This is a genomic window from Hoeflea algicola (assembly GCF_026619415.1).
Lineage (GTDB): Bacteria > Pseudomonadota > Alphaproteobacteria > Rhizobiales > Rhizobiaceae > Hoeflea > Hoeflea algicola.
In genome coordinates this window covers 3,916,696-3,943,003 of sequence record NZ_JAOVZR010000001.1, presented here as the reverse complement: position 1 = coordinate 3,943,003, position 26,308 = coordinate 3,916,696, and the positions used below count along the sequence as shown (strand labels likewise).

Sequence of the window (26,308 nt, the reverse complement as noted above, 5' to 3'; positions counted from 1 at the left end):
GTTCAGGCATCACAATCAGGTCAACACCAATCCAATCATGGGGGTACAGCGGCACGCAGGCGCGGATATGGTTGACGAGAGCGCGACACTGTACAATGAGTGAGCCAAGGAGTGCTGCATGTATCGCGCGTTAACACGTGACATCGAAGTGACTGTCGATCCGTATTATCTCGAGGACCAATCGGACCCCGAGGACGGGCGCTATGTGTGGGGTTACCGCGTGGTAATTACCAACCATTCCGACCAGATCGTCCAGCTCAGAAGCCGGCATTGGAAGATCACAGACGAGAACGGCCTCATTGATGAAGTGCGCGGCCCCGGCGTCGTCGGCGAGCAACCGGTTCTCGGACCCGGCGATACCTATGAATACTCCTCCGGCTGTCCGCTGGACACACCGTCCGGCGTGATGGTCGGCAGCTATCAGATGCAATCATCGGAAGGCGAATTTTTCGATGTTGAGATTCCCGCGTTCTCGCTGGACCTGCCGGGCATGGCAAGAACACTGAATTGACCGCTCTTTCCGAATTCCGGCCCGTCATGCTGGTAACCGGGGTGCTCGTGGGCACACTCGGGCTGGCGATGTTGTTGCCCGCACTTGTCGACCTGGCCGCGGACAATGACGACTGGATGATCTTCGTCAGCGCGGCGATGGTGACGATGCTGTTCGGTTTTGGCCTTTTCATCGCCAATCGCGGCGCACCGAAAGGGCTTTCGACGCGTCAGGCCATGCTGATGACAGTGGTATCGTGGGTTGCCCTGGTGGCGTTTGGCGCGCTGCCGTTTCATTGGTCGGGCATTGTTCCCACTTACACCGACGCCTTTTTCGAATCGATGTCAGGCCTGACCACCACCGGCGCCACGGTGATTACCGGGCTGGATTCGACACCAGTGGGGCTGTTGTTCTGGCGCGGGCTGCTGCAATGGCTCGGCGGCCTCGGCATCATCGTGATGGCGATTGCCGTGCTGCCGATGCTGCAGATCGGCGGCATGCAGCTGTTCAAGGCCGAGGCATTTGACACGGCGGAAAAGATCCTGCCCCGCGCCGCCCAGATTTCCACCTCGATCACCCTGGTGTTCATCGCCATGACCGGGCTCAGCGCGGTGGCCTATATGGCTGTCGGCATGGCGGCGGACGACGCGGTGATTCACGCCATGACAACGGTCGCCACCGGCGGCTTCTCGACCAAGGACGCCTCGATCGGCGCTTTCAACAATCCCGGCGTTGAATGGGTCGCCATCGTGTTCATGACCCTGGGGTCAATCCCGTTCCTGCTTTATGTGCAGATGCTGCAGGGCAAGTTCCGACCATTCCTGGCCGACGAACAGGTCAAGGCGTTCCTGGCGTTTCTTGGCGTGGCGATTCTGATGGCCTGGATGATGGCCCATTTCGGCAAGTTTCATGTCGGTCTGGAGGGGTTGCGGCACTCTGCCTTCAATGTCGTCTCGATTGTCACCGGAACCGGCTATTCCTCAACCGACTACGGCCTCTGGGGCAGCCACGCGGTGGCGTTCTTTTTCATCATCATGTTTGCCGGCGGCTGCGCCGGGTCAACCTCCTGCGGGATCAAGATCTTCCGCTTCCAGGTACTGTTCGAGGCGGTTCGCCAGCACATCGCCCAGGTGATGTATCCGCATGGCGTGTTCAGGGCGCATTTCAACGGAAAGCCGATCGAGGACCGGGTTGTCGCCTCGGTGATGAGCTTCTTCTTCCTGTTCATGGCGTCGTTCGTGGTGCTGGCACTGCTGCTCAGGTTCAGCGGGCTCGACACCATCACCGCCTTGTCCGGCGCCGGCACGGCGCTGTCGAATGTTGGCCCCGGGCTTGGCGACATCATCGGCCCGGCCGGCAATTTCCAATCGCTCAGCGATGTCCAGAAATGGCTGCTGGCCGCCGGCATGCTGCTTGGTCGACTGGAGCTGTTTACCGTGCTGGTTCTGTTCCTGCCGCGCTTCTGGCGGTCTTAAGCGGGCGCAAACAATTGAAACCGGCACCGGTTCTTGGACAGCCCCTGAATGGCAGGGCGCGCACGGCTATTCCAAGCGCTTCATAGCCAGTAGAACCATGAAGCGCTCGGCTGTTCGTCATCTTTCGCCGGAACAGGCAGACGTCGTCAGCCTTCAAATTCCGAGGGATCGAAACGATAGGCAGTCGAGCAGAACTCGCATTGCACCGTGATCGCCCCGTCCTCGACGCTTTCGGCGAGTTCCTCGGCGGAGAAGCCACCCAGCACCTCTCCCAGCCGCTCGCGCGAACAGGAGCACTGATCAAACACCGGCACCGGCGGATAGACCCGCGCACCGCGCTCGTGGAACAGGCGAAACAGCAGCCGCTCGGCGCCAACTTCGGGATCGGTCAACTCGCCTGGCGACACAGTGGCAACCAGCGCCTTGGCTTCGGCCCAGCTGTCATCGTCGGTGATATGGAAGCCCTCGGCCCCCTCCGACTCATCGCCGCCGGGAAGATCTGGTTGCCGCATCCGGTCCGGGGCCTGGGGCAAAAACTGCACGACGATGCCACCGGCGCGCCAACTGTGCCGCGGGTTGCCGTCCTGGTCCTTGTCGAACAGTTCGGCCACGGCCAGACGCACGATCGTCGGGATCTGCTCGGACTGACGGAAATAGGTCTCCGCCATGGCTTCCAGGGTTTCGCCCTTCATTTCGACAATGCCCTGGTAGCGCTGCATGTAGGCGCCCTGGTCGATGGTAAAAGCGAGAATGCCGTTGCCCAGCAGCTCGGTCGGGCTGGTGGTGCCGGCCCGCTCGGCGGCTTCGACGCGATCGGCATCAAAACGCGCATAGGCGCGCAGACTGCCCGGCGTGGTAAAATCGGCCACCATCAGATCCACCGGCCCATCGCCCTTGGTCTGGATGATCAGCTTGCCTTCGAACTTGAGCGAAGTGCCCAGAAGCACGGTCAGCGCGATCGCCTCGGCCAGCAGGCGGGCGACCGGTTCAGGATAATCGTGACGCCCGAGTATGGCATCGATCATCGGGCCAAGCTGAACGGTACGACCGCGCACGTCGAGGCCATCAACCTCGAAGGGCAGCACGCAATCATCGCCGGCAAAGCCCGGCTCGCCGAGGGTGCGGATTTCGGTTTCCATCATCAATCCCGATTGTCAGAGGTGGCGCAACTAGTCACGCACAGGCAAGCCGGGCGCCGTGTCCACCATTTCCAAAAACCGCATATAGGCACTCGCACGCGCAAGTGCCAGAGGCGTTACAGTACGCCCATGCACCAGCGCATGATCGCCTTTTGCGCATGAAGCCGGTTTTCAGCCTCGTCAAACACCACCGACCGCGGTCCGTCCATCACCTCGTCGGTGACTTCCTCGCCGCGATGGGCTGGCAGACAATGCATGAAGAGAGCGTCGTCATTGGCCTTGTCCATCAGGGCCTGGTTGACCTGATAGGGTTGAAACACGTTCTGGCCGCGGGCGCGATGTTCCTGGTTCATTGACACCCAGGTGTCAGTGATGATGCAGTCGGCCCCGGAGGCCGCCCGGTCCGGATCGCTGCTGATATCAATTTCTGCGCCCTTGGCACGCGCCCATTCGACAAACCTTGCGTCAGGCTCGGAGCCTTCCGGAGTGGCTATCTGCATCCGGTAGCCAAATTGCCCCGCGCCCTCGATCAGCGAATGCAGCACATTGTTGCCGTCTCCGGTCCAGGCCAGCGTCTTGCCCTTGATCGGGCCACGATGTTCCTCGAAGGTCAGCACGTCGGCCATGATCTGGCAAGGATGGGTGTCATCGGTCAGCGCATTGATCACCGGCACGGTGGCGTGCTCGGCAAGTTCGAGCATGCGTTCGTGGTCCATTGTGCGGATCATGATCATGTCGACATAGCGCGACAGTACCTTCGCCGTGTCGGCAATGGTTTCGGCACGGCCGAGTTGCATTTCGGTGCCCGACAGGAACAAGGTCTCGCCGCCGAGCTGGCGCATGCCGACATCGAATGACACCCGGGTACGGGTCGAAGGTTTCTCGAAGATCATCGCCAGCATCTTGCCGGCCAGTGGACGGTCCTCGACGGCTCCGGATTTGGCGGCGCGGGCGCCGTCGATCATTGCGCGCACGTCGGCGGCGCTGACGGCGGAAAGATCGAGAAAATGGCGGGTGCCGGCGGTTATTGTCTCAGTCATCATAATGGTCCAGTCAACTGGCTTGGGCTTTTTGGGATAGCATGCCGAGTGCAGCGTCGATCCTGTTGAGTGCCTCGCGCGCCTCTTCCGCCGAAACGATCAACGGCGGCAGCAGCCGCACGACATTGTCGCCGGCAGGGACACCCAGAATATACTCGTTGCGCATCGCCATGACGAGATCGGCGTTGGACTTGGCGCACTGGATACCCAGCATCAGTCCGGTTCCGCGAATATCCTTGATCAGATCCGGATAACGGTCCTTGAGCGAAGCCAGGCCCTGGCGCAGGACCAAGGCGATATCGTTGACATGGGTGAGGAAGCCGTCTTCGAGCACGATGTCGAGCACGGCGTTGCCGACCGCCATGGCCAACGGATTGCCGCCATAGGTGGTGCCATGAGTACCAAGCGTCATGCCGTCGGCGGCCTCGGCGGTCGCCAGGCAGGCGCCAAACGGAAAGCCGCCGCCGATGCCCTTGGCGACGGCCATGATATCGGGCTCGATACCGGCCCACTCATGGGCAAACAGCTTGCCAGTACGGCCGACGCCGCACTGGACTTCATCAAGGATCAACAGCATTCCGTGCTCATCGCAGAGATCGCGCAATTCCCGCAGCATCTCCTTGGGAAGCGGGCGAACACCGCCCTCGCCCTGAACCGGTTCGACCAGAATCGCCGCGGTATCATCGGTGACGGCCGCCTTCAGGGCTTCGAAATCACCAAACGGAACCTGATCAAAACCCTCGACCTTGGGGCCAAAGCCTTCAAGATACTTGGCCTGGCCGCCGGCAGCGATGGTGGCCAGCGTGCGCCCGTGAAAGGCGCCCTCGATGGTAATGATACGGTAGCGATCGGGCTGACCGTTGACGTAGAAATGGCGGCGCGCGGTCTTGATTGCGCATTCGAGCGCCTCGGCGCCGGAATTGGTGAAGAACACCTTGTCAGCGAAGGTCGCTGCGGTGAGGCGCTCGGCCAGACGGGTCTGATCGGGGATCTCGTGAAGATTGGACAGGTGCCAGAGGCGATCGGCCTGCGCCTTTAGCGCTTCCACCAGATGCGGATGGGTGTGACCAAGCGAATTGACTGCAATGCCGGCGGCGAAATCAAGATAGCGCTCGCCGTCTACCGTCTCCAGCCATACGCCGTGCCCGCGCTCGAAAACCATTGGCGCGCGGGTATATGTTTCATAAAGCGGCTTGGCATCAGCCATGGCGCTCGTCTCCTCGTTAGAAGCCGACAAATCGAAGCCCGGACCGGTCCTTCAGCGGTTAGCCTGACCGGCCCGGCAAACAGTTGCCGAAAAACCAAAACGCCGCCCTTTCCGGGGCGGCCCGAGCACTATTTACATTTCACCCGAGGCTGTCAATGAGACAGCCATGGCAGCGTGCCCGTCCGGCGCCAACCTGCCTTTTATCGCGAAAGCACTAGGATCGACGTGCAGGCTCGGCGCTCAACCGCAAGGATTGCTCAGCAACACGGCTGCACGCCCGGTAAGTTGGGGAAAACCAAAAAAACGAATCACCTTGAATTGGCTGACTCTTGTCACGGAGTCCTGCGAGCACTAGGTTATAGTCATGAATTAGGGGTCCGCGGCGGGCACTAATTACCTCACAGTAAGCGAGCGTTTCAGCTCCGGTCATCCGGGGCGATGGTGAGCGATTCTGCCATCCCGCAACACGGGGTACAGGGAGTGCATAGCATGAATTGGACTGATGAACGGGTCGAAAGGCTCAAGAAACTCTGGGCGGACGGGCTCAGCGCGAGCCAGATCGCAGCGCAATTGGGCGGCGTCAGCCGCAATGCGGTGATCGGCAAGGTGCACCGGCTCAATCTTCCCGGACGCGCCAAGAGCGGCGGCCAGGCTTCCGTACGCACCAAGCGCACGACAGCAGCCCCGCGCGCACCGGCCTATGCCGGCCGGACTGCGGCCCAGGCAACCCGGACGGTCAGCCGTTCGAGCGGCGGTGCGGCCCTTCAGCAGCAAGTTGACGCGGTGGCTGTCGAAGAAATCGATACCCGTCCGACGGAAGATGTGGTGGTGCCGATTTCGCGCCGGTTGACGCTGGTGGAGCTTTCCGAGCGCACCTGCAAATGGCCGATCGGCGATCCGCTGCAGGAAGGGTTTCACTTCTGCGGCAACGATTCCGGCGAAGCTTCGCCTTATTGCGGCTATCACGCCAAGCTGGCGTTTCAGCCATCAAGCGAACGCCGTCGGGCGCGCTGAGATCAGATCAAGGCGGGATTGGCGGGTTCAGTTGAACGCGCGCCGCTTGAGCACTCAATCAGACAAAGGCCCCGGATCGTCGATCCAGGGCCTTTGTCGTTTTACCTATGTTGAGCGCGATGCGGCTCAGCTTTCGATCGAGTAGCCGGCACCGCGTACGGTGCGGATGATGTCGCGCATGCCCGACAGATTGACCGCCTTGCGTAACCGTCCGACATGGACATCTACCGTGCGCTCGTCGACATAGACATCATGACCCCAGACGCCATCGAGCAGTTGCGCGCGCGAATAGACCCGGCCTGGCGAGCTCATCAGAAACTCCAGCAGACGGAATTCGGTCGGTCCGAGCTTGATGTCGCGGGTCAGACGGCGCACCCGGTGAGTCTCGCGGTCAAGTTCGATATCGCCCACCTTGAGCTGGCTTGAAATCACTTCCGGACGGGCGCGGCGCAGCATGGCCCGCACCCGGGCCAGCAGTTCCGGCGTCGAGAACGGCTTGACGACGTAATCGTCAGCCCCGGTGGCGAGCCCCCGGACCCGTTCGCTTTCCTCGCCACGGGCGGTCAGCATGATGATCGGCAGGCGCTCGGTTTCGGCCCGGGCGCGCAGCCGCCGGCACAATTCGATCCCGGAGATGCCCGGAAGCATCCAGTCGAGGATCAGCAGGTCGGGCACCCGCTCCTGCAACTGGATTTCTGCCTCATCTCCCCTGAGCACGGTGTCGACTTCATAGCCTTCGGATTCGAGATTGTATCTCAGGAGCACCGAGAGTGCTTCCTCGTCCTCAACCACGGTGATGCGCGGACTCATTGCCATTATCGAATTGCTCCCGCAGCCATCATGCCTCGCCTTGTGCCTGGACGATCATGCTCGCCGTATCGTCATCCTTGGGTCGGTCATCCGTCAGTTGTTCACCGGTGGCAACGTAATAGACGGTCTCGGCGATGTTGGTGGCGTGGTCGCCAATGCGCTCGATGTTCTTGGCGCAGAACAGGAGATGGGTGCAAGCGGTGATGTTGCGCGGGTCTTCCATCATGTAGGTCAGAAGCTCGCGGAACAGCGAGGTATAGATCGCGTCGATCTCCTCGTCACGCTCACGGATCGAGTTGGCCAAATCCGGAGAACGCGTGGCAAACGCGTCAAGCACTTCCTTGAGCTGGGTCAGCGCCAGTTCGGCCAGGTGCTCGAGGCCGCGCACCAGTTTGCGCGGCTGCGCCATGGTGTGCACGGCAAGTACCCGCTTGGCGATGTTCTTGCCAAGATCGCCAACCCGCTCGAGGTCAGAGGCGATACGGATCGACCCGATGATCTCGCGCAAGTCCGAGGCCATCGGCTGGCGCTTGGCGATCAGCAGCACCGCCTTGTCGTAGATTTCGCGCTCGCCATTGTCGAGCAGCAGGTCTTCCGAGATGACCCGCTGGGCCGAGGCGGTGTCAGCGTTGACCAGCGCGGCGACTGCGTCGGCGACCATGCGTTCGGCGATGCCGCCCATTTCGGATAGGCGGCGCACCAGAAAACGCAGATCGTCATCGTAAGCCGTGACGGTATGAGATTCGGACATCATAGATTCCTTCAATCCTGAAAACGTGGTGCGATTGGCAATCGTCTTAGCCGAACCGGCCGGTGATGTAGTCCTGGGTGATCTTGCTGTCGGGATTGGTGAACATCTTGTCGGTAGGGCCTTCATCGACAAGTTTCCCCAAGTGGAACATCGCCGTGCGCTGCGACACACGAGCGGCCTGCTGCATCGAGTGGGTGACAATGACGATGGTGTAGTTGACCCGCAATTCGTCAATCAGTTCCTCGACCTTGGCAGTGGCGATCGGGTCGAGCGCCGAGCAGGGCTCATCCATCAGAATGACTTCGGGGCTGACAGCGATGGCACGGGCGATGCACAAGCGTTGCTGCTGGCCGCCCGAAAGACCGGTTCCCGCCTCGTGCAGTCGGTCCTTGACCTCGTTGAAGAGTCCTGCCTTGATCAGGCTGCGCTCGACCACTTCATCCATCTCGGCACGGCTGCGGACCTGACCATGGATGCGCGGTCCGTAGACAACATTTTCATAGATCGATTTGGGGAACGGATTGGGCTTCTGGAACACCATGCCGACGCGGGCCCGCAATTCAACGACATCAATCATCGGCGCATAGATGTTTTCATCCTCAAGCGTGATCTCGCCCGATACGCGGCAGATATCGATGGTGTCGTTCATCCGATTGAGACAGCGCAGAAACGTTGACTTGCCACAACCAGAGGGGCCGATAAGCGCCGTCACGGCGTTCTTGCGAATGTCGAGATTGACGTCAAACAGGGCCTGCTTCTCACCGTAGAAAACGCAAACATCCTTGCCGCGCATCTTGATTTCGGGCTGCTCTGTCTGGGCGTTGACCGCCAATTCCGTAGCCGCTTCCGACATGATGTTCATCTCCGTCTTCCCTTTCCTTATTCCAGAATACCCAGGGCTTTGTTTTTTCAAGGACCACACCTTGGCTACCAGCGACGTTCAAAGCGACGGCGCAGAAGAACGGCAATTGCGTTCATCAACAGAAGGAATACCAGCAACACGATAATGGCACCCGAGGCCCGCTCTACAAAGGCCGGATCACCACGCTGGGTCCAGTTGTAGACCTGGACCGGCAGCGCCGAAGCCGGATCGAAGAAGCCTTCCGGCGGCGCGCCGGGATATTCGCGAACGAAAGCCACCATGCCGATCAGCAGCAGCGGTGCGGTTTCACCCAGTGCCTGGGCCAGGCCAATGATCGTGCCGGTGAGGATGCCAGGCGCTGCCAGCGGCAGAACATGGTGAAAGATCGCCTGCATTTTCGACGCGCCTATACCAAGCGCTGCATCGCGAATGGAGGGCGGCACCGCCTTCAGCGCCGCACGCGTGGCGATGATGATCGTTGGCAATGTCATCAGGGTCAACACGAGCCCGCCGACCACCGGCGCGGATTGCGGCAATCCGACGAAATTGATGAAGATGGCGAGACCGAGGATACCGAACACGATGGAAGGCACAGCAGCCAGATTGGAGATATTGACCTCGATAAGATCGGTCCAGCGGTTCCTTGGGGCGAATTCCTCAAGGTAGATCGAAGCCGCCACGCCGATCGGCAGCGCCAGCACCAGTACGATCAACATCATGTAAGCCGAGCCGAGAATGGCGACGCCGAGGCCTGCCGCTTCTGGCCGCGTGTCGGACGCATCGGGTGCGGTCAAGAACGACCAGTTGAACCGCGATTGCAGGATGCCTGCCTGTTTCAGCTTGTCGGCCAGTAGCAACTGTTCGGGCGAGACGTTGCGGTCAAGCGCCGCCGAGTCCATCGTCACGCGGCCCTTGTAGTACCCGTCGATCCGGCCGTTGGCCAAAAGCTCGAACGAGACGGTCTTGCCGATTTCGCCCGGATCGGCCAGCACATAGCGGCGCACATCCGCGGGAGCTTCCTTGGAGATCATCTCGAAGGCCTTCTTGGCATTGACGCCGTCGGCCTCGATGCCCCGATCCTCCATGGTCTTTTTCAACGCCGCCTGAATCAGCGGATTGATCGTGAACGTGGTTATCTTCTGAATATCGGCGGGATCGCGGTTGCCGTTTTTGTCCAGCTTGGCGGGATCGAGGAAAACGTCGATCGCCACGTAAGTCTGTTGAAATGACGACAGACCGTTGGACAGGATTGAAGCCATCAGACCGACCAGTGCCAGGATGCCGAAGATAACGGCGGCAAGGCCAAGTCTGCGGAAGCGGCGTTCGGATGCGTGACGTTTGCGGGTACGCTCGCCAACTTCGAAGAGCGACCGGTTTTGCTTGTGGCTGGCTGATGCCGAAGTCTCGGCTGTCAGGTCGGTCATTCGTATTGCTCCCGATATTTACGCACGATGTAAAGCGCCAGAATGTTGAGGCAGAGGGTGAAGACAAACAGGGTCAGGCCGAGCGCAAAGGCCACCAGCGTTTCGGGGCTTGCGAATTCCGTGTCTCCGGTCAGCTGGCTGACGATCTTGACGGTGACCGTTGTCATCGCCTCGAAGGGATTGAGGCCGAGTTGTGCGGCGGCGCCGGCACCCATGACCACAATCATGGTCTCGCCGATGGCACGGCTGGCAGCCAGCAAAAAGGCGCCGACGATGCCGGGAAGGGCGGCTGGCAGGATCACCCGCCGGATCGTTTCCGACTTGGTGGCGCCCAGACCGTAGGAACCATCGCGCATGGCTTGAGGCACGGCGTTGATGATGTCGTCTGACAGCGACGAGATGAAGGGGATCAGCATGACCCCCATGACCAGACCGGCTGTCATCACCGATGACGACGAGGTTCCGAGGCCAAGCGGCTGGGCGATCCAGTCGCGCAGGAACGGGCCGACGGTGATCAGCGCGAACAACCCGTAAACGATGGTGGGAATGCCGGCGAGCATCTCGATGGCCGGCTTTGCAAAGCCGCGCAGCGTGGTTCCGGCATATTCTGCCAGGTAAAGCGCGATCATCAGGCCGATAGGAACAGCCAGCGCCAGCGCCACGAAAGAAACGTAGAAGGTGCCCCACAAAAGCGGCAGGAAGCCGAGATCGGAACCGCCGCGAAACTGCGGATTCCAGGTTGTCGACAGGAAGAAATCCTCGGCCGGGTAGAGCTTGAAGAATGCAACCGATTCAAACAGCAATGACCCGACAATGCCGACGGTGGTAAGGATCGCGACCATTGACGAGCCCATCAATAGCGCCAGCACAAAGGTCTCGCTGATATTGCGGGCGCGCATCCGCGGCTGCACCCGGGCCCAGGCCCAGAAGCCAAAACCAAGCGCGACAAGAAAGACGGCGATGTTGCGGACGAAATCGCCCGAAAGTTCGATGCTGCGGTATTCCTTGGCGGCCTCGAAAACCACGGGCGACACATCGGAGCCGAGCGCGACACCAACCGTGGCGAGTTGCGCGCGGACATTGGTCACTTCCGCGCTCATATCGGAAAGTTCGTTTTCGGTAACATCGCCCTGCTCGATGAGCAGGCTGACACCCTTGGCAATGCGGCGCACATCGACCATTATCAGGCTTCTTGCACCGGCATCGGCAATGGCGCTGTCAGGGATCTTGCCGCTGATGCTGCTTTCGATCGCAATCGGCTGCAGGAACAGCCATGCGCCGAGAAGGAAGAAGGCGGGAACTGCGGTAAACAGGGCCACTGACTGACCGTAATAGCCCGGCAATGAATGGAGTTTCACTCCATCCCGGGCGGCTGCCTGCAAGGCACGTTGCCGGCCAAGAAAATAGCCGACAATCGCCAGACCGAGCACACTGAGTACGAGAACACTGGGAGTCATGTGACATTCGCCCTGGTTTCAAGGAGGGGCGACGCCGGATGCGTCGCCCCTTTGATTGTCAAACTGATCAGTTCAGCATGCCCATCGGGGTGCGGTTCTTGACCATTTCCTGGGTCTTGGCCAGTTCCGGGTCGGAAACCAGGCCATAAGCAGCCAGCGGACCATCAGGACCGGCGATCTCGTCGGAGACGAAGAACTCGATGTAGTCCTGCAGGCCGGGGATCACGTCGAGATGTGCGTTCTTGACGTAGAAGTAGAGCGGGCGCGAAACCGGATATTCGCCCGAAGCAATAGTCTCGGTCGACGGGTTGATGCCGGACATGGTGGCGACCTGCAGTTTGTCGGTGTTGTTCTCGTAGAACGACAGGCCGAACACGCCGATGGCATTTTTGTTGGCATCGATGCGGGCGAGGGTTTCGGTGTAGTCGCCGTCAATGTCGACCGAAATGCCGTCGGTGCGCAGGGCGGTGCAGCCCTTGGCCTTTTCATCGCCAGCAGCCTTGAAGGCTTCTTCTGCGCCGGTTGCTTCACAGCCAGCTTCGAGCACCTTCACGTCGAACACTTCGCGGGTGCCGTGCTTGGTGCCGGGGATGAAAGCCAGAATGTCCTGGGCGGGCAGATCCGGGTTGACGTCGGCCCATGTCTTGGCCGTGTTGTCGACCAGCGCGCCGTCCTTGACGACCTTGGCGGCAAGCGCGTTGTACCAGTCAGCCGGGGTGAAGGCGAAGCTGGCGCCGTTGATGTCGGAAGCGAAGACGATGCCGTCGTAGCCGATGCGAACTTCCTGGATTTCGGTAACGCCGTTGGCAGCGCACAGGTCGATATCGGACTGCTTGATGCGCGACGAGGAGTTGGCAATGTCGATGGTGTTTTCACCAACGCCTTCGCAGAGCTTCTTGCGACCGGCGCCCGAGCCACCCGATTCAACAACCGGGGTCGAGAAGCTGGTGTTTTCGCCGAAGGCCTCGGCAACGATGGAAGCGTAGGGCAGAACGGTAGACGAACCGGCGATCTGGATCTGGTCGCGGGCAACAGCGGCGCCGGCAAGGGCTGTGGTAGCTACGAGTGCGGCAGCGGCAATTTTGAGTACGGTCATGGGAATCTCCCGTCATGGGTCAGAATTTCTTGGCCCGTTGGCGGGGCCGCGGATCAGCCATCTGAGGCTGGCTCTTTCTAGGCCCTTCGAGATTCTGTTTTATGACAGTAATGATACTGTTTTGTGACAGATTATCTATTTGATTTTTATCATTTTTTTCCGCATCCTAAGCTGTATCCGCATGCTCCGGGAGGCTGAATTTGACAATAAACACGGCCCCCTCACCCGACTGGGAGCGAATGACAAGCCGGGCACGATGGCGGTTGAGTATGTGCTTGACGATCGCCAACCCCAGTCCTGTGCCATGCTTTGTCCGGCTCGTCTCGTCGTCGACACGGTAGAAGCGCTCGGTCAGACGCGGGACGTGTTCCTTGGGAATTCCGGGACCAAAGTCGCGCACCATCACCTCCGACCCGTTCGCGTCGGTATTAATCACACTGATCTCCACCCGCTTTCCGGACTGTCCATATTTGCAGGCGTTCTCGATGAGATTGGAGAACACCTGAATGAGTTCATCGGCATCGCCGATCAGGATGACGGGCTGATCCGGCGTCGAGAAGTCGATTTCCACGCCCAGTTCACTGGCCATGGGCCTGAGCGTATCGATGACATGGGCGACGGTGGCGCCGAGATCGACCTTGGCTGTGAGCGCCAGATGAGCCCGCATCTCCAGCCGCGAAAGCGACAGCAGGTCATCGATCAACCGTGACATGCGCTGGGCCTGATCAAGCATGATGCCGAAAAACCGGGTGCGCGCCGCTTCATCATTGCGGGCCGGGCCCTGCATGGTCTCGATGAAACCGATCACCGAGGCCAGAGGGGTTCTAAGTTCATGGCTGGCATTGGCGACAAAATCCGACCGCATCCGGTCCAGCCGGCGCGATTGTGTGAGGTCCCGGTAGGTCAGCACGAACAGCCGTTGACCGGCAGCGGAGCGGGCCGATACCGGGGCGACACGGACCTCGTGCCAGCGCTCCGAGGGCACACGGTCGGCATCTTCAACGGTTTCAGGCTCTCCGCGGTCAATGACGCGGGCTACCAGTTCGAGCACTGCGGGGGAGCGAATCCGGGCCGACAACGTGGCATTGGGGGGAAGGCGCCAGTCAGCGACACCGCAGCGGCGTTCTGACGCATCACCAGGGTTTGATCGTCAAACACGATGGTTGGCAGATCCAGCGCATCCAGAAGCTTGAAATCCTCAGGCCCTGCGGCCGTGTTGTTGTCTTTGTCGCGCGCTCTTGCGGCCGCGCTGCCGGGCAGCCGGATCAGCAGGGCAACGGCGAAAACCCCATAGCCTACAACCGCCTGCCAGGGCTGCACTCCAGCCGGAACCGCGGCGAGCGCCGCCAATGCCGCAACGCCCAATGGACGCCGGAGGTTCCTGACGCGGGCCCTGAGAGTGTCGGGCGCCAGCTTTTCGGCGCCGTCCTTCATGCTTCTTTCAACCATCTGCTTCGCCCGCTCCTGGCGCTACGTGAGCGCTGTTGGTGCAGCTTGTTTAACCGCGCTGCTTGAAATCTCAATGACGATATGGCCATTCATGCACGTGGGCGGCGGTTGCCGTCCGAATTGATTGAACCAGGGTGATGATGATGTCCAGCAACCGTACCGAAACCGATAGCTTTGGCGCCATTGAAGTGGCAGCCGACAAATATTGGGGGGCGCAGGCGCAGCGCTCGCTTGGAAACTTCAAAATCGGCTGGGAGAAACAACCACTGTCGATCGTGCGGGCACTCGGTATCGTCAAACGCGCCGCGGCAGAGGCCAACATGGACCTCAAGCGGCTTGATCCGGAACTTGGCGCGACCATCGTCAAAGCCGCACAGGAAGTGATCGACGGCAAGCTCGATGCCCACTTCCCGCTGGTTGTCTGGCAGACTGGATCGGGCACCCAGTCAAACATGAACGCCAATGAGGTGGTCTCCAACCGGGCCATCGAAATGCTGGGGGGCGAGATGGGCTCCAAAAAGCCGGTGCATCCCAACGACCACGTCAATATGAGCCAGTCGTCGAACGACACCTACCCCACTGCGATGCACATTGCCTGTGCGGAGCAGACCGTGCGGGCGTTGCTGCCGGCGCTGAAGCATTTGCACGCAGCCCTAGACGAGAAGGCAAAGAAATTTTCCGGTATCATCAAGATCGGTCGCACCCATACGCAAGACGCAACGCCGCTGACGCTCGGCCAGGAATTCAGTGGCTATGTGGCTCAGGTTGCCGCGTCGATCGAACGCATCGAACTGACACTAGCTGGCCTTTACGAACTGGCGCAGGGCGGCACCGCCGTCGGCACCGGGCTCAACGCTCCGGTGGGCTTTGCCGAGAAGGTCGCCGAACGCATTGCCACTATTACCGGGCTTCCGTTCGTCACCGCGCCCAACAAGTTTGCGGCACTGGCTGCCCATGACGCCATGGTGTTTTCGCACGGGGCGATCAACGCCACGGCAGCGGCGCTGTTCAAAGTCGCCAATGACATTCGCTTCCTGGGTTCGGGGCCCCGTTCCGGCTTGGGCGAACTGGCGCTGCCGGAAAACGAGCCCGGTTCCTCGATCATGCCGGGAAAGGTCAATCCGACCCAGTGCGAGGCGATGACACAGGTCTGCGTGCAGGTGTTCGGAAACCACGCCGCGCTCACCTTTGCCGGCAGCCAGGGCCATTTCGAACTCAATGTCTACAATCCGGTGATGGCCTATAATTTCCTTCAGTCGGTGCAGTTGCTGAGCGACGCCGCGATCTCGTTTACCGACAATTGCGTTGTTGGCATCGAGGCCCGCGAGGACAACATCAAGGCGGCGCTTGACCGTTCGCTGATGCTCGTCACCGCGCTGGCGCCAACCATCGGCTATGACAATGCGGCGACGATTGCCAAGACCGCACACAAGAACGGCACCACCCTGCGCGAAGAGGCGTTGAAGGCGGGGTACGTCACCGCGGAGGACTATGACCGCATCGTCCGGCCGGAAGACATGACGCATCCGGGTTGAGCGGTTTGCCGGCAACAATGCCGCGCTGACTGCCATCGCGCTTCTGTAAGCGTGTGCTGCACGCTTACCGTTTGGGCGCAGGACTGCTATGTCTGAAGATCGAAATCGCAGGCAGAGCGGCGTTTGCATGAACAGGGCTGCTGTTTTCGCTGTATGTTTGAAGACCAGATCCAAAGGAGCAAACGATGGGCAATCAGAAAACCGACAGGACCGTGGAACTTGAAATCGACGGCAAGAAGCGGGTTTTTGATATCGATGACCCGAAACTGCCCGACTGGGTGGAGGACAAGGCCTTCGGCTCCGACAACTATCCCTATGAGGAAAAGCTCAAGCGCAAGGAATATGAAAAAACGCTGGAGGCGCTGCAGGTCGAACTGGTCAAGGTGCAATCCTGGCTCGGCGAGACCGGACACCGGGTGATTGCCGTCTATGAAGGCCGTGACGCCGCTGGCAAAGGCGGATCGATCGGGGCCACCCGGGCCTACATGAACCCGCGGGCGGCACGGATCGTGGCGCTGCCCAAGCCGACCGAAACCGAACGCGGGCAATGGTACTATCAACGCTATGTCGACCATTTCCCGACATCGGGCGAGTTCGTGCTGCTGGACCGCTCCTGGTACAACCGCGCCGGTGTCGAACCGGTGATGGGGTTCTGCACACCCGAACAGCACCGGCTTTTCCTGGAGGAAACACCGCATTTCGAGCGCATGCCCGTCAAGGCCGGAATTCACATGTTCAAATTCTGGCTCAATATCGGACGGGAAATGCAGCTCAAGCGGTTCCACGACCGGCGCCACAGCGCGCTCAAGTCCTGGAAACTCTCACCGATGGACATCGCCAGTCTCAACAAGTGGGACGATTACACCGAAAAACGCGACCAGATGCTCGAGGCCACCCATACCGAACACGCGCCGTGGACCGTGGTACGCGCAAACGACAAGCGACGGGCGCGGATCAATGTGATCCGCACCATCCTGACCAAGCTTCCTTATGACGGCAAGGACGAGAATGTGATCGGCGAACTCGACCCCGCCATCGTCACCGATGGACCGGACGGGTTTTAAGCGCTGACGGCATCTCCCACCAACCGCTGAACCGCGGCTGTGATCTCTTGAACGGGGATCACTCGACGAACGGGGCGGTCGGCTTGATGTCGGCCAGCATGAAGGCGTCGGCGACATGGCGGAATGGTGCGAGATCGACGTCGCTGCGCCCGTCTGCGATCAGGCCGGAGAACCTGCGGTAGATCCGATCGTATTCGGTCACATGCTGGTCAGAGCCCGGCTTCGGCGCGCTATCGTCAAAGGCAATACGGCTGCCGCCTTGCGACAGTGTGACGGTGCCATCAGTCGTCTCGATACGGATATCCCAGGTCTGCGGGCCCTTCTGACGCCAATCAAAATCCGCCTCGATCTCAGCGCCGCCAGGGCCTGCGAAAGCAAGAGAAGCGGCAATCGGCTGGCTGCGGTTTTCGGGAACTTCCAGTGTCGAGCGAACCAGATGCACAGCAAAAGGCAAAATTTCTGTCAGGATCGACAGCGCGTTGATGCCGGGGTCGAACACGCCCATGCCGCCGGGCTCCCAGATCCAGTCCTGTCCCGGGTGCCAATGGGTGACATCTTCGCGCCAGGTAATGTGACCGTCGGTCACCGTGCGTTGTTCAAGCCACAGCCGCGCGGTTTCCACGCAAGCCGCATGGCGGGAATGCCAGGTTGCGTAGAGAGTCACCCCTGCTGCCTGGGCGCGATCCACAAGATCATGCACTTCTGACAGGGTGACACCGGGTGGTTTTTCCAAAAGCACATGCTTGCCCGCTGCAATTGCTGCGCAGGCCATATCGTAGCGAACCTGCGGCGGCGTGCACAGCGCCACCGCTTCAAGCTCGGGCGCGCCGGCGAGCATTTCGTCCAGTGCGCGGAAACCGGCGACGCCGTCAACGCCGGCGTTGCGGCTGGCGGTCGCCGAAAGCACGAAGCCACCTGTACGTCCAATCGACGGGATGTGTTCATCGCGGGCGATCTTGCCAACCCCGGCAATGCCGAGCCTCAGTGGTTTGTCTGGCTGTATCATGACGGCTCCTTTGACGCAGCAGCGGTAGCAAGCACGCGGTGACCGGGCAAGCGCAACCGTCGCGGTGGCCGCGTTATATCCACTCCGGAAGCGGAAAGAACGAGTTGGCAGGGGACTACAACCGGCAACGGGGGCCGCAGTTGCGATTATCGAGACTAATTGTCACGGTAGCAGCAGCGGAAACGCGTGATTTGCCGAGAAAGTTACGTTTACGTCAAAGGAATGTATTGCAACGGGTTCCACGCCATTCTAAATCCGTTATATGCTTTGGGGTTAGGGAAGAGGTACCCGGCGGCGTGTTGCACCTACTCGCGTCCGGACAAGAGGGAGAACGACATCATGACAAAGACCGCTGCTGCCGACCGCATCTGGCTCGCATCCTACCCGCCAAATACGCCGGCTGACATCGCACCACTGGCCCATGCTTCGGTTGGCGCGCTGATCGAAGATTCCTTCCGGCGTTTTCCAAACCGCCCCGCTTATACCTGTATGGGCAAGACCATGACCTATGCCGATATGGAGCGCGTCTCGACAACGCTGGGCGCATGGCTGCAGTCGCTGGGCCTGGAAAAAGGCGACCGGGTGGCGCTGATGATGCCGAACATCCTGCAGATGCCGGTGGCGCTGGCCGCCGTCTTGCGCGCCGGCTATACAGTGGTCAATGTCAACCCGCTCTACACGCCGCGCGAACTCCAGCACCAACTGAAGGATTCAGGCGCCAAGGCGATCATCATTCTGGAAAATTTCGCTGTCACGCTGGAACAGGTGATCAAGAATACCGAGGTCAAGCATGTCTGCGTTGCTACCATGGGCGATCTGCTCGGACTGAAGGGCCATCTGGTCAATTTCGTGGTCCGCAAGGTCAAGAAGATGGTGCCCGCCTGGTCACTGCCCGGTCATGTCAGCTTCAAGCAGGCGCTCTCTGCGGGCGCAGGTAAGGCGCTCAAGCCTGCAGCCACGGAACCCTCCGATGTGGCGTTTCTGCAATATACCGGCGGCACCACGGGTGTCTCCAAAGGGGCGACGCTGCTGCATTCGAACGTGCTGGCAAATACCGCGCAGAATGATCTCTGGCTGGCTGCCGCCTTCATCAACAAGCCCAAGCCCGAGAGCCTGGTGTTTGTGTGCGCGCTGCCGCTCTATCATATCTTCGCGCTGACAGTGAACGCGCTGATGGGAATGGCGCAAGGCGCGCACAATATCCTGATCCCGAACCCGCGCGACATTCCGGGCTTCGTCAAGGAACTGGGCAAATACGAGTTCAACGTGTTTCCCGGGCTCAACACGCTGTTTAACGCGTTGCTCAACAATGACGACTTCCAGAAGCTCGATTTCAAGCCGCTGTTGCTGACACTCGGCGGCGGCATGGCCGTGCAACGCCCGGTCGCCGAACGCTGGAAGACCCTGACCGGCTGCGTGATTTCGGAAGGCTACGGGCTTTCGGAGACGTCGCCGGTGGCGACCGCCAACCGCTTCGACGCCGAGAGCTTTTCGGGCACGATCGGGCTGCCGTTGCCATCGACCTATATCGACATTCGCGACGAGGACGGCGCCTCGATGCCGACCGGCGAGGTCGGAGAGATCTGCATCAAGGGGCCGCAGGTAATGCACGGCTACTGGAACCGGCCCGACGAGACCGCCAATGTGATGGCCAAGGACGGCTATTTCCGTTCCGGCGACATGGGGTTCATGGATGAGAAGGGCTACACCAAGATCGTTGACCGCAAGAAGGACATGATCCTGGTGTCAGGCTTCAACGTCTACCCGAATGAGGTCGAAGAGGTTGCTGTCGAACATCCCGGCATTGCCGAAGCCGCTGCGGTGGCCGTTCCCGACGAACATTCAGGTGAAGCTGTGAAGCTGTTTGTGGTCAGAAAAGACCTCAATCTCACCGAGGCGGATGTGAAAGCGCACTGTGCCAAGGGTCTGACCAATTACAAGCGTCCGAAGATCGTGGTATTCAAGGATGAACTGCCGAAAACCAATGTCGGCAAGATCCTGCGGCGTGAATTGCGCGATGCCTGACGTATAGGCCGAACAACGACAGAACCAGCCGAGGCCCGCGGGAAACTTGATTTCCCGCGGGCCTCGCCGCATAGGTGATCCAGCACAATCACGGAGGCTTTCCCTTGACCCCTGAAGTCCGCCAGGTTCTGTCCCTGTTGCAATCCCACCGCGACAGCGGCGCACCGCGCGACATGCGCGCGAGCTTTGCCGCCGATCCCGCCCGCTCCGAACGTTTTTCGGCCCGTTGCGATGATATACAGATGGATTATTCCAAATGCGCGGTCAATGACGAGACACTCGACCTGCTTGCCGACCTGGCCTCCGCCGCAAAAATTGAAGCCCGGCGCGACAGCATGTTCGCAGGCGAACCGATCAACTCGACCGAAGGCCGCGCGGTGCTGCACACTGCCTTGCGGGCAGGACCAACGGCCGACATCCGGGTTGACGGTGAGAATGTGGTGCCAGGCGTGCATGCGGTGCTCGCCGCCATGGGCGCGTTTGCCGACGGCGTGCGCGAGGGCAGCATCCGCGGCGCCACCGGCAAGGCTTTCACCGATATCGTCAATATCGGCATCGGCGGCTCGGATCTCGGCCCGGTGATGGCGACGCTGGCGCTGACACCCTATCACGACGGCCCGCGGGTCCATTTCGTCTCCAATGTCGATGGCGCGCATATTGCCGACACGCTCTCGGGTCTCGACCCCGAGACAACGCTGATGATCGTCGCCTCGAAGACCTTCACCACCATTGAAACCATGACCAATGCGGAAACTGCGCGCGCCTTCATCGTCGCCAAGCTGGGCGAGAGGGCGGTGGCGGATCATTTCGCAGCCGTCTCCACGGCGCTCGACAAGGTCGGCGCTTTCGGCCTCGCCCCGGACCGGGTGTTCGGATTCTGGGACTGGGTGGGCGGACGCTATTCACTGTGGTCGGCAATCGGCCTGCCGGTGATGATTGCCATCGGCAAGGACGCTTTTGGCGAATTTCTCGCTGGCGCCCGGGCAATGGATGAGCATTTCAGATCCGCGCCGGTTGCTCAGAACCTGCCGATGCTGCTGGGGCTGATCGGCGTCTGGCACCGGCTGGTCTGCCACTACCCGAGCCGGGCGATCATTCCCTATGACCAGCGGCTGTCGCGGTTTCCCGCCTATCTGCAGCAGCTCGACATGGAATCGAACGGCAAGTCGGTGGGCATTGACGGCGAACCGGTTGAGACCGCGTCGGGCCCCATCGTCTGGGGCGAACCGGGCACCAACGGCCAGCACGCGTTTTTCCAGTTGCTGCACCAGGGAACAGATGTAATCCCGGTCGAGTTCATGATTGCCGCCAACGGCCATGAGCCGGAGCTCGCCCACCAGCATCAGTTGCTGATTGCCAATTGCCTGGCGCAATCGGAAGCGCTGATGCGCGGTCGCACCGGCGCTGAGGCCCGTGCGCAACTGATCGCCAGCGGTGCTTCTGAAGCAGAAGCCGACCGGCTGGCACCACACAAGACATTTGCCGGCAACCGACCGTCGATCACCCTGGTCTATGATCGGTTGACGCCGTTCGCGCTGGGGCGACTGATCGCCCTTTACGAACACCGGGTGTTTGTCGAGGCGCAGATCTTCGGAATCAACGCGTTCGACCAGTGGGGTGTGGAATTGGGCAAGGAACTGGCAACCGCGCTGTTGCCGGTGGTCCGGGGCGAAAGTACTGGCGGTGACCATGACAGCTCGACGCTGGCGCTCGCCAAAAACATCCGCGAGATGCGCGGCGAAAGCTGATGTGCGCGCAACTTCGAGCCAGGCTTAAAAACCGATCTCGTTGGCCCACGGCGGATTGGCGCCGGGGCGGGAAACGGTGACGGCTGCGGCGCGGGCGCCAAGTTTCAGTGCATTGCCGATGGCATCCGCCGACAGGGTGCTGATCGCGGACTTGCTCAACAGCCCGTCGCGCTTGAGCGAGGCGAGAATGCCGGCATTGAATGTATCGCCTGCGCCGACAGTGTCGGCCACGGTGACCTTCTCGCCTTCGACCTCGACCATCTGGTCGCAGGTAAAGCCGACAGCGCCACGGGCGCCGCGGGTAAACACAACGAGGCTTGCACCCTGCCCCTGCCAGGTCCGGGCGGCGGTCTCCATGTCGGCCATGCCGAACCATTCGAGATCCTCGTCCGACATCTTGACGATGTCGCTCATGGCGATCATTCGGTCGATCCGCGCCCGATGACTGGCAGGGTCGGTGATGAAACCGGGCCGGATATTGGGATCAAGCGAAATCACACGGGTCCGGCTTTCGCGGCGCATCAGACGCTCAAAGGTGGCGCCGCAGGGATTTGGGATCAGACTGATGGCGCCGAAATGCAGCGCTTCGACTTTGGCACCAAGCGCCGGCAAATGCGCCTCGGTAATCATCCGCCCGGCGGTATTCTCGTCAAAGAACGCATAACTTGCCTGGCCGTTGATCAACCGCACGAAGGCCAGCGTCGTGTGCAGATCAAGCGTGGCGCAATAGCTGTGGTCAACTCCACTCTTGTCGAGAGCTTCGCGCAGGATGTCGCCGAACATGTCGCTCGACAGGCCGGTGAAGAAACCGGTCTGAAGACCCAGCCGTCCGAGCGCCAGCGCAGTATTGAACACCGAGCCGCCAGCGTAGGGCGCGAACGCTGCCTCGCCCTCGGCCGATGTGCGCGGCAGCATGTCAATCAGCGCTTCTCCGCAGCAGATGATCATCGCGTTTCCTTCTCCGTCGGCTTGTATTTCAAGGCTGCACCGGCAATTCAGAAACGCCACCGTGATCCGCCGACCATTTCAGCGGCGCATCCAGAAATGCCTCCACCGAGGCAAGGGTCGCAGGATCAAACGCCTTCTGCCGGGTCGCCGCTGCCAGCACATCGCGCCAGGTTGCCAGATAATGCAGTGTTACGTCACCATTGGCAAAGCGGTCGGCGGCTTCATCAAAGATTCCGTAATAGAACAGGGCGATGCCGTGTTCGACGGTTGCGTCAGCGGCGCGCAGCGCATCGATGAAGGTGAACATCGACCCGCCAGCCGTGGTCAGGTCCTCGATCACCAGCACCCGCGAGCCGGGCGCCAGATGGCCTTCAATCTGAGCGTTGCGGCCATGCCCCTTGGGCTTCTTGCGGACATAGACCATCGGCAGGCCGAGGCGTTCGGCGAGAAAGGCGGCGAAGGGAATGCCGGCCGTCTCGCCACCGGCGATGCAATCGAATTGCTCGAAACCGGCTTCCGACAGGATCGTGGCAGCTGCGAAATCCATCACCGCCGAACGAACCCGCGGGTAGGAAATAAGCTTGCGGCAATCGATATAGACCGGGCTCATCATGCCCGAAGCCAGCTTGTAGGGTTCGGCGGCATTGAAATGTACCGCCTTGATCTCGAGAAGCATCCGCGCGACCGTATCGGCGATCACCTTCCGGTCAGGAAAACTGTTGGAGAACATCGGTATCACCCCCGCGACTGTGGGACCTGGGTGAAATACCCGATCCGGCCCTGTTTTGCGCTCCGCATACCAGCTTGGCGGAGCGGTTGAAAGATGATCAGGCAATTTCCCAGTGGATGGGCAAAAGCGGATCAAACACGGTGACCGGCCCGTCGCCGGTTTCGATCTTGTCGGGCCAGGTCACTGGCTGGTCGCGCCGCACCAGCGTGACTGTCTCGGTATTGACCGGCAAGCCGTACCAGGCCGGGCCGTTGATACTGGCGAAGGCGGCAAGATTGTCGAGCGCATCGTCCTGTTCAAACACCTGCGCGAGGCAAGAATGTGTGTTGATAGAGGTGAAGATACCGGCGCAGCCGCAGGCGCATTCCTTCAACGGATCAACATGGGGGGCGGAATCGGTGCCGAGGAAAAACCGTGCATCGCCGGACGTCGCGGCCTTGCGCAAAGCCAGGCGATGGCTCTCGCGCTTGGCGACAGGCAAGCAGTAATAATGCGGCTTGATGCCGCCGGCGAGGATGGCGTTGCGGTTGATCATCAGATGGTGGGTGGTGATGGTGGCGGCGAGATTGGCGACGGCCCCCATCACGTAATCAACCCCGTTGGAAGTGGTTACGTGCTCGAGCGTGATCCGGAGTTCCGGGATCCGCCGACGCAATGGCTCCAGCACCGTGTCGATGAATACCGCCTCGCGGTCAAAAATATCGACCTCCGGGTCGGTGACCTCGCCATGGATGCACAGCGGCATGCCGATTGCCGCCATTTTTTCGAGCACCGGCATCACCTTGTCGAGGTCGCGCACGCCGGAATGGGAATTGGTGGTGGCGCCAGCCGGGTAGAGCTTGACGGCGGTGACCAGTCCCGATGCATGGGCTTGCGCTACATCGGCGGGGTCGGTGCCTTCGGTCAGATAAAGGGTCATCAACGGCGTGAAACCGAGCCCCTTGGGCAGGGCCGACATGATCCGGTCGCGGTAGGCGCGGGCATCATCGGCGGTAACCACCGGCGGCACCAGATTGGGCATGATGATGGCGCGGGCGAAATCGCGGGCGCTGTAGGGCAGCACCCCTTCCATCATAGCGCCATCGCGCAGATGTAGATGCCAATCGTCCGGTTTCGGAATGGTGATTTCGACCACGTGCGGGCACTCCTTCATTTGTGATGTCGGCTCGGCCACGTCGCGGGTTGACCTTTTGACGGTTGGCGGCAACTGATAGCGCAAGCCTTTAGCAGGCAAACCGCAAGCAGGGAAATACATCATGGATCTGGGACTGACAGGAAAACGCGCGCTGGTGCTGGCGTCATCACGCGGGCTGGGCCTCGGCGTGGCCGAAGCGCTGGCGGCCGAGGGCGCCAATGTGCTGATCACCGGGCGCGACGGGGAGCGGCTGCAAGCGGCCAGCGAAGCGATCAACAAACGCGGCGCGGGACAGGCGAAATTCATGGTGTCGGATCTGTCGGACAAGAACACTCCGGCATTGCTGGAAGAAACTGTGGGCAAGGAATTCGGCGGGCTCGACGTCCTGGTCAACAATACCGGCGGCCCGCCGCCCGGAATGATGAGCGAGGCCGATCTTGCTGTCGTTCACCGTCAGTTCGAAATCATGGTGCTGAGCGTGATGGACGTCACCGCCCGGTTTCTGCCCGGCATGCGGGCCCAGGGATGGGGACGGGTGCTGACGCTGGCCTCATCGGGCGTTGTCCAGCCAATCCCCAACCTGGGCTTGTCGAATGCGCTGAGAGCCACGCTGGTGGGCTGGTCCAAATCGATGGCCAATGAGGTTGCCGGCGATGGCGTGACCTTCAACATGCTGCTGCCGGGCCGGATCGAAACCGCCCGGCTCAAGCAGCTCGACGCCGCCAATGCCGAGCGTTCGGGCAAGAGCCTCGAGGCGATCGGCGCTGCGGCGCAGGCGCAGATCCCCGTGGGCCGCTATGGCGCGGTGGAAGAATTCGCAGCCACGGCCGCGTTTCTGGTGAGTGCGCGGGCAAGCTATGTCAACGGTTCGATGATCCGCTGCGACGGCGGTGCAATCAAATCGGTCTGACGCTCGACCTTCACCATAGAACGGCACGGGTGCCGGGGTCAGCGAACCCCGGCCTCAGATGGCACGCTTGAGGCTTTCCTCGATATATTGCTTCCGCAAGCCAAGCGTCACCGGGCCGGGTTTTCCGCCCGACAGTTCGACGCCATCAATCGAGACCACCGGTCCGACGAAGACCGAGGCAGAGGTAATAAAGGCTTCGGCCGCGTTGCGGGCTTCCTCGATGGTGAATTCACGCTCCTCCACCGGTGTTCCGCTGACGGCCGAATAGTCCATCAATGCCGCGCGGGTAATGCCCGGCAGGATCGACGGCGACAATGGCCGGGTGACGATCGCCCCCTCTTGGGTAACAATAAACGCGTTGTTCGACGTGCCTTCGGTAACAACGCCGTCTCGCACCATCCAGGCGTCGTCGGCGCCGCGTGACTTGGCTTCCATCTTGCCAAGCGAGGGATAGAGCAATTGCACGGTCTTGATGTCGCAGCGGCCCCAGCGCAGGTCAGGAATCGAGACGATCTTCATGCCTGCCTTGGCCACACCGGTATCGACCAACGGTCGGTTCTGGGTAAACAGCACCAGTGTCGGCGTCAGTTTTTCGGTATCGAACATGAAATCGCGGTCGATGGCGCCGCGGGTCATCTGCAGATAAACCACACCCTCGTCGACGCCGTTGCGGCTGATCAGTTCGCGGTGGATGGCCAGCAGTTCCTCGTCGCTGACGGTGAAGCGCATGCCAAGCTCGTTTGCCGAGCGGTGTAGCCGCGCGGTGTGCGCCGGAAAATCAATCAGCTTGCCACCGACAACCGCTGCAACTTCATAGATGCCGTCGCCAAACAGGAAGCCACGGTCGAACACGGAAACCGTGGCCTCATTTTCGGGCACATAGGCTCCGTTGACATAGACTGTACGCATGGCGATCCCCTGATTTCTAAACGCCCCTTTCTTGCCAGATTCTGCTGCGCCTCGCCATCGGCTTTTTCGACGCTGGTGGCGCAA

Annotated in this window: 22 protein-coding genes and 1 pseudogene; 8 read left to right on the top strand and 15 right to left on the bottom strand. The window is 60.8% G+C overall.

Going from position 1 to position 26,308, the window contains the following annotated elements:
- Positions 1-118: 118 nt before the first annotated feature.
- Together apaG and OEG84_RS19140 are read left to right on the top strand one after the other, a co-directional pair.
- Positions 119-511, top strand: coding sequence for a Co2+/Mg2+ efflux protein ApaG (apaG, locus tag OEG84_RS19145; RefSeq protein WP_267655203.1), 393 nt, complete (start codon positions 119-121; stop codon positions 509-511).
- A 26-nt stretch (positions 512-537) separates the two neighbouring features.
- Positions 538-1,965, top strand: coding sequence for a TrkH family potassium uptake protein (locus OEG84_RS19140; protein WP_267655202.1), 1,428 nt, complete (start codon positions 538-540; stop codon positions 1,963-1,965).
- A gap of 146 nt (positions 1,966-2,111) precedes the next feature.
- Here the strand turns inward: OEG84_RS19140 and OEG84_RS19135 are convergent, their stop codons facing one another.
- The 3 genes from OEG84_RS19135 to OEG84_RS19125 form a co-directional block, all read right to left on the bottom strand.
- Positions 2,112-3,104, bottom strand: coding sequence for an Hsp33 family molecular chaperone (locus tag OEG84_RS19135; protein WP_267656260.1), 993 nt, complete (start codon positions 3,102-3,104; stop codon positions 2,112-2,114).
- 116 nt (positions 3,105-3,220) lie between these two features.
- Positions 3,221-4,144, bottom strand: coding sequence for an ornithine carbamoyltransferase (gene argF / locus OEG84_RS19130; protein ID WP_267655201.1), 924 nt, complete (start codon positions 4,142-4,144; stop codon positions 3,221-3,223).
- A 13-nt stretch (positions 4,145-4,157) separates the two neighbouring features.
- Positions 4,158-5,351: an aspartate aminotransferase family protein gene (locus OEG84_RS19125; RefSeq protein ID WP_267655200.1), complete on the bottom strand. Its 1,194-nt coding sequence runs from the start codon at positions 5,349-5,351 to the stop codon at positions 4,158-4,160.
- Positions 5,352-5,840: 489 nt separating this feature from the next.
- Between OEG84_RS19125 and OEG84_RS19120 the strand changes: the two genes are divergently transcribed.
- Positions 5,841-6,365 (top strand): GcrA family cell cycle regulator, encoded by a 525-nt coding sequence (locus OEG84_RS19120; RefSeq protein WP_267655199.1) that lies wholly within the window; start codon positions 5,841-5,843, stop codon positions 6,363-6,365.
- Positions 6,366-6,491: 126 nt separating this feature from the next.
- Here the strand turns inward: OEG84_RS19120 and phoB are convergent, their stop codons facing one another.
- The 7 genes and pseudogenes from phoB to OEG84_RS19085 all read right to left on the bottom strand — a co-directional run bounded on the left by phoB (position 6,492) and on the right by OEG84_RS19085 (position 14,199).
- A complete protein-coding gene (gene phoB / locus OEG84_RS19115; protein ID WP_267656259.1) occupies positions 6,492-7,175 on the bottom strand; it encodes a phosphate regulon transcriptional regulator PhoB in 684 nt (227 codons plus the stop codon).
- 28 nt (positions 7,176-7,203) lie between these two features.
- A complete protein-coding gene (gene phoU, locus OEG84_RS19110; RefSeq protein ID WP_267655198.1) occupies positions 7,204-7,926 on the bottom strand; it encodes a phosphate signaling complex protein PhoU in 723 nt (240 codons plus the stop codon).
- 46 nt (positions 7,927-7,972) lie between these two features.
- Positions 7,973-8,788: a phosphate ABC transporter ATP-binding protein PstB gene (pstB, locus tag OEG84_RS19105; protein WP_267655197.1), complete on the bottom strand. Its 816-nt coding sequence runs from the start codon at positions 8,786-8,788 to the stop codon at positions 7,973-7,975.
- 65 nt (positions 8,789-8,853) lie between these two features.
- Complete coding sequence (pstA, locus tag OEG84_RS19100; protein ID WP_267655196.1) at positions 8,854-10,212, bottom strand: phosphate ABC transporter permease PstA; 1,359 nt, start codon at positions 10,210-10,212, stop codon at positions 8,854-8,856.
- Complete coding sequence (gene pstC / locus OEG84_RS19095; RefSeq protein WP_267655195.1) at positions 10,209-11,669, bottom strand: phosphate ABC transporter permease subunit PstC; 1,461 nt, start codon at positions 11,667-11,669, stop codon at positions 10,209-10,211. The genes pstA and pstC overlap by 4 nt, the downstream gene beginning before the upstream one ends.
- Positions 11,670-11,736: 67 nt before the next feature.
- Positions 11,737-12,765 (bottom strand): substrate-binding domain-containing protein, encoded by a 1,029-nt coding sequence (locus tag OEG84_RS19090; protein ID WP_267655194.1) that lies wholly within the window; start codon positions 12,763-12,765, stop codon positions 11,737-11,739.
- 166 nt (positions 12,766-12,931) lie between these two features.
- Positions 12,932-14,199, bottom strand: a pseudogene (locus tag OEG84_RS19085) (ATP-binding protein).
- 152 nt (positions 14,200-14,351) lie between these two features.
- Between OEG84_RS19085 and fumC the strand changes: the two are divergent.
- Positions 14,352-15,749 (top strand): class II fumarate hydratase, encoded by a 1,398-nt coding sequence (gene fumC / locus OEG84_RS19080; protein WP_267655193.1) that lies wholly within the window; start codon positions 14,352-14,354, stop codon positions 15,747-15,749.
- Between the two features lie 185 nt (positions 15,750-15,934).
- Positions 15,935-16,813: a polyphosphate kinase 2 gene (ppk2, locus tag OEG84_RS19075; RefSeq protein WP_267655192.1), complete on the top strand. Its 879-nt coding sequence runs from the start codon at positions 15,935-15,937 to the stop codon at positions 16,811-16,813.
- Between the two features lie 58 nt (positions 16,814-16,871).
- On the opposite strand, the gene OEG84_RS19070 is transcribed toward ppk2, so the two are convergent.
- Positions 16,872-17,819 (bottom strand): Gfo/Idh/MocA family protein, encoded by a 948-nt coding sequence (locus tag OEG84_RS19070; protein WP_267655191.1) that lies wholly within the window; start codon positions 17,817-17,819, stop codon positions 16,872-16,874.
- Between the two features lie 339 nt (positions 17,820-18,158).
- Here OEG84_RS19070 and OEG84_RS19065 point away from each other — a divergent pair, with 339 nt between their 5' ends.
- Positions 18,159-19,844: a long-chain fatty acid--CoA ligase gene (locus OEG84_RS19065; RefSeq protein WP_267655190.1), complete on the top strand. Its 1,686-nt coding sequence runs from the start codon at positions 18,159-18,161 to the stop codon at positions 19,842-19,844.
- A 128-nt stretch (positions 19,845-19,972) separates the two neighbouring features.
- Positions 19,973-21,592: a glucose-6-phosphate isomerase gene (gene pgi / locus OEG84_RS19060; protein ID WP_267656258.1), complete on the top strand. Its 1,620-nt coding sequence runs from the start codon at positions 19,973-19,975 to the stop codon at positions 21,590-21,592.
- 24 nt (positions 21,593-21,616) lie between these two features.
- Here pgi and OEG84_RS19055 read toward each other — a convergent pair whose 3' ends face one another.
- From OEG84_RS19055 to pyrC, 3 genes are all read right to left on the bottom strand, one after another.
- A complete protein-coding gene (locus OEG84_RS19055; protein WP_267655189.1) occupies positions 21,617-22,540 on the bottom strand; it encodes a carbohydrate kinase family protein in 924 nt (307 codons plus the stop codon).
- A gap of 28 nt (positions 22,541-22,568) precedes the next feature.
- Positions 22,569-23,270 carry an orotate phosphoribosyltransferase gene (locus tag OEG84_RS19050; protein ID WP_267655188.1) on the bottom strand — a complete coding sequence of 234 codons (702 nt, stop codon included), beginning with the start codon at positions 23,268-23,270 and terminating at the stop codon, positions 22,569-22,571.
- 97 nt (positions 23,271-23,367) lie between these two features.
- Positions 23,368-24,423 carry a dihydroorotase gene (gene pyrC / locus OEG84_RS19045; RefSeq protein ID WP_425602871.1) on the bottom strand — a complete coding sequence of 352 codons (1,056 nt, stop codon included), beginning with the start codon at positions 24,421-24,423 and terminating at the stop codon, positions 23,368-23,370.
- Positions 24,424-24,526: 103 nt separating this feature from the next.
- Between pyrC and OEG84_RS19040 the strand changes: the two genes are divergently transcribed.
- Positions 24,527-25,315 carry an SDR family oxidoreductase gene (locus OEG84_RS19040; protein WP_267655186.1) on the top strand — a complete coding sequence of 263 codons (789 nt, stop codon included), beginning with the start codon at positions 24,527-24,529 and terminating at the stop codon, positions 25,313-25,315.
- A 54-nt stretch (positions 25,316-25,369) separates the two neighbouring features.
- On the opposite strand, the gene OEG84_RS19035 is transcribed toward OEG84_RS19040, so the two are convergent.
- Entirely contained in the window at positions 25,370-26,224 is an 855-nt protein-coding gene (locus tag OEG84_RS19035; RefSeq protein ID WP_267655185.1) for a D-amino-acid transaminase, read from the bottom strand.
- Between the last annotated feature and the right edge of the window lie 84 nt (positions 26,225-26,308).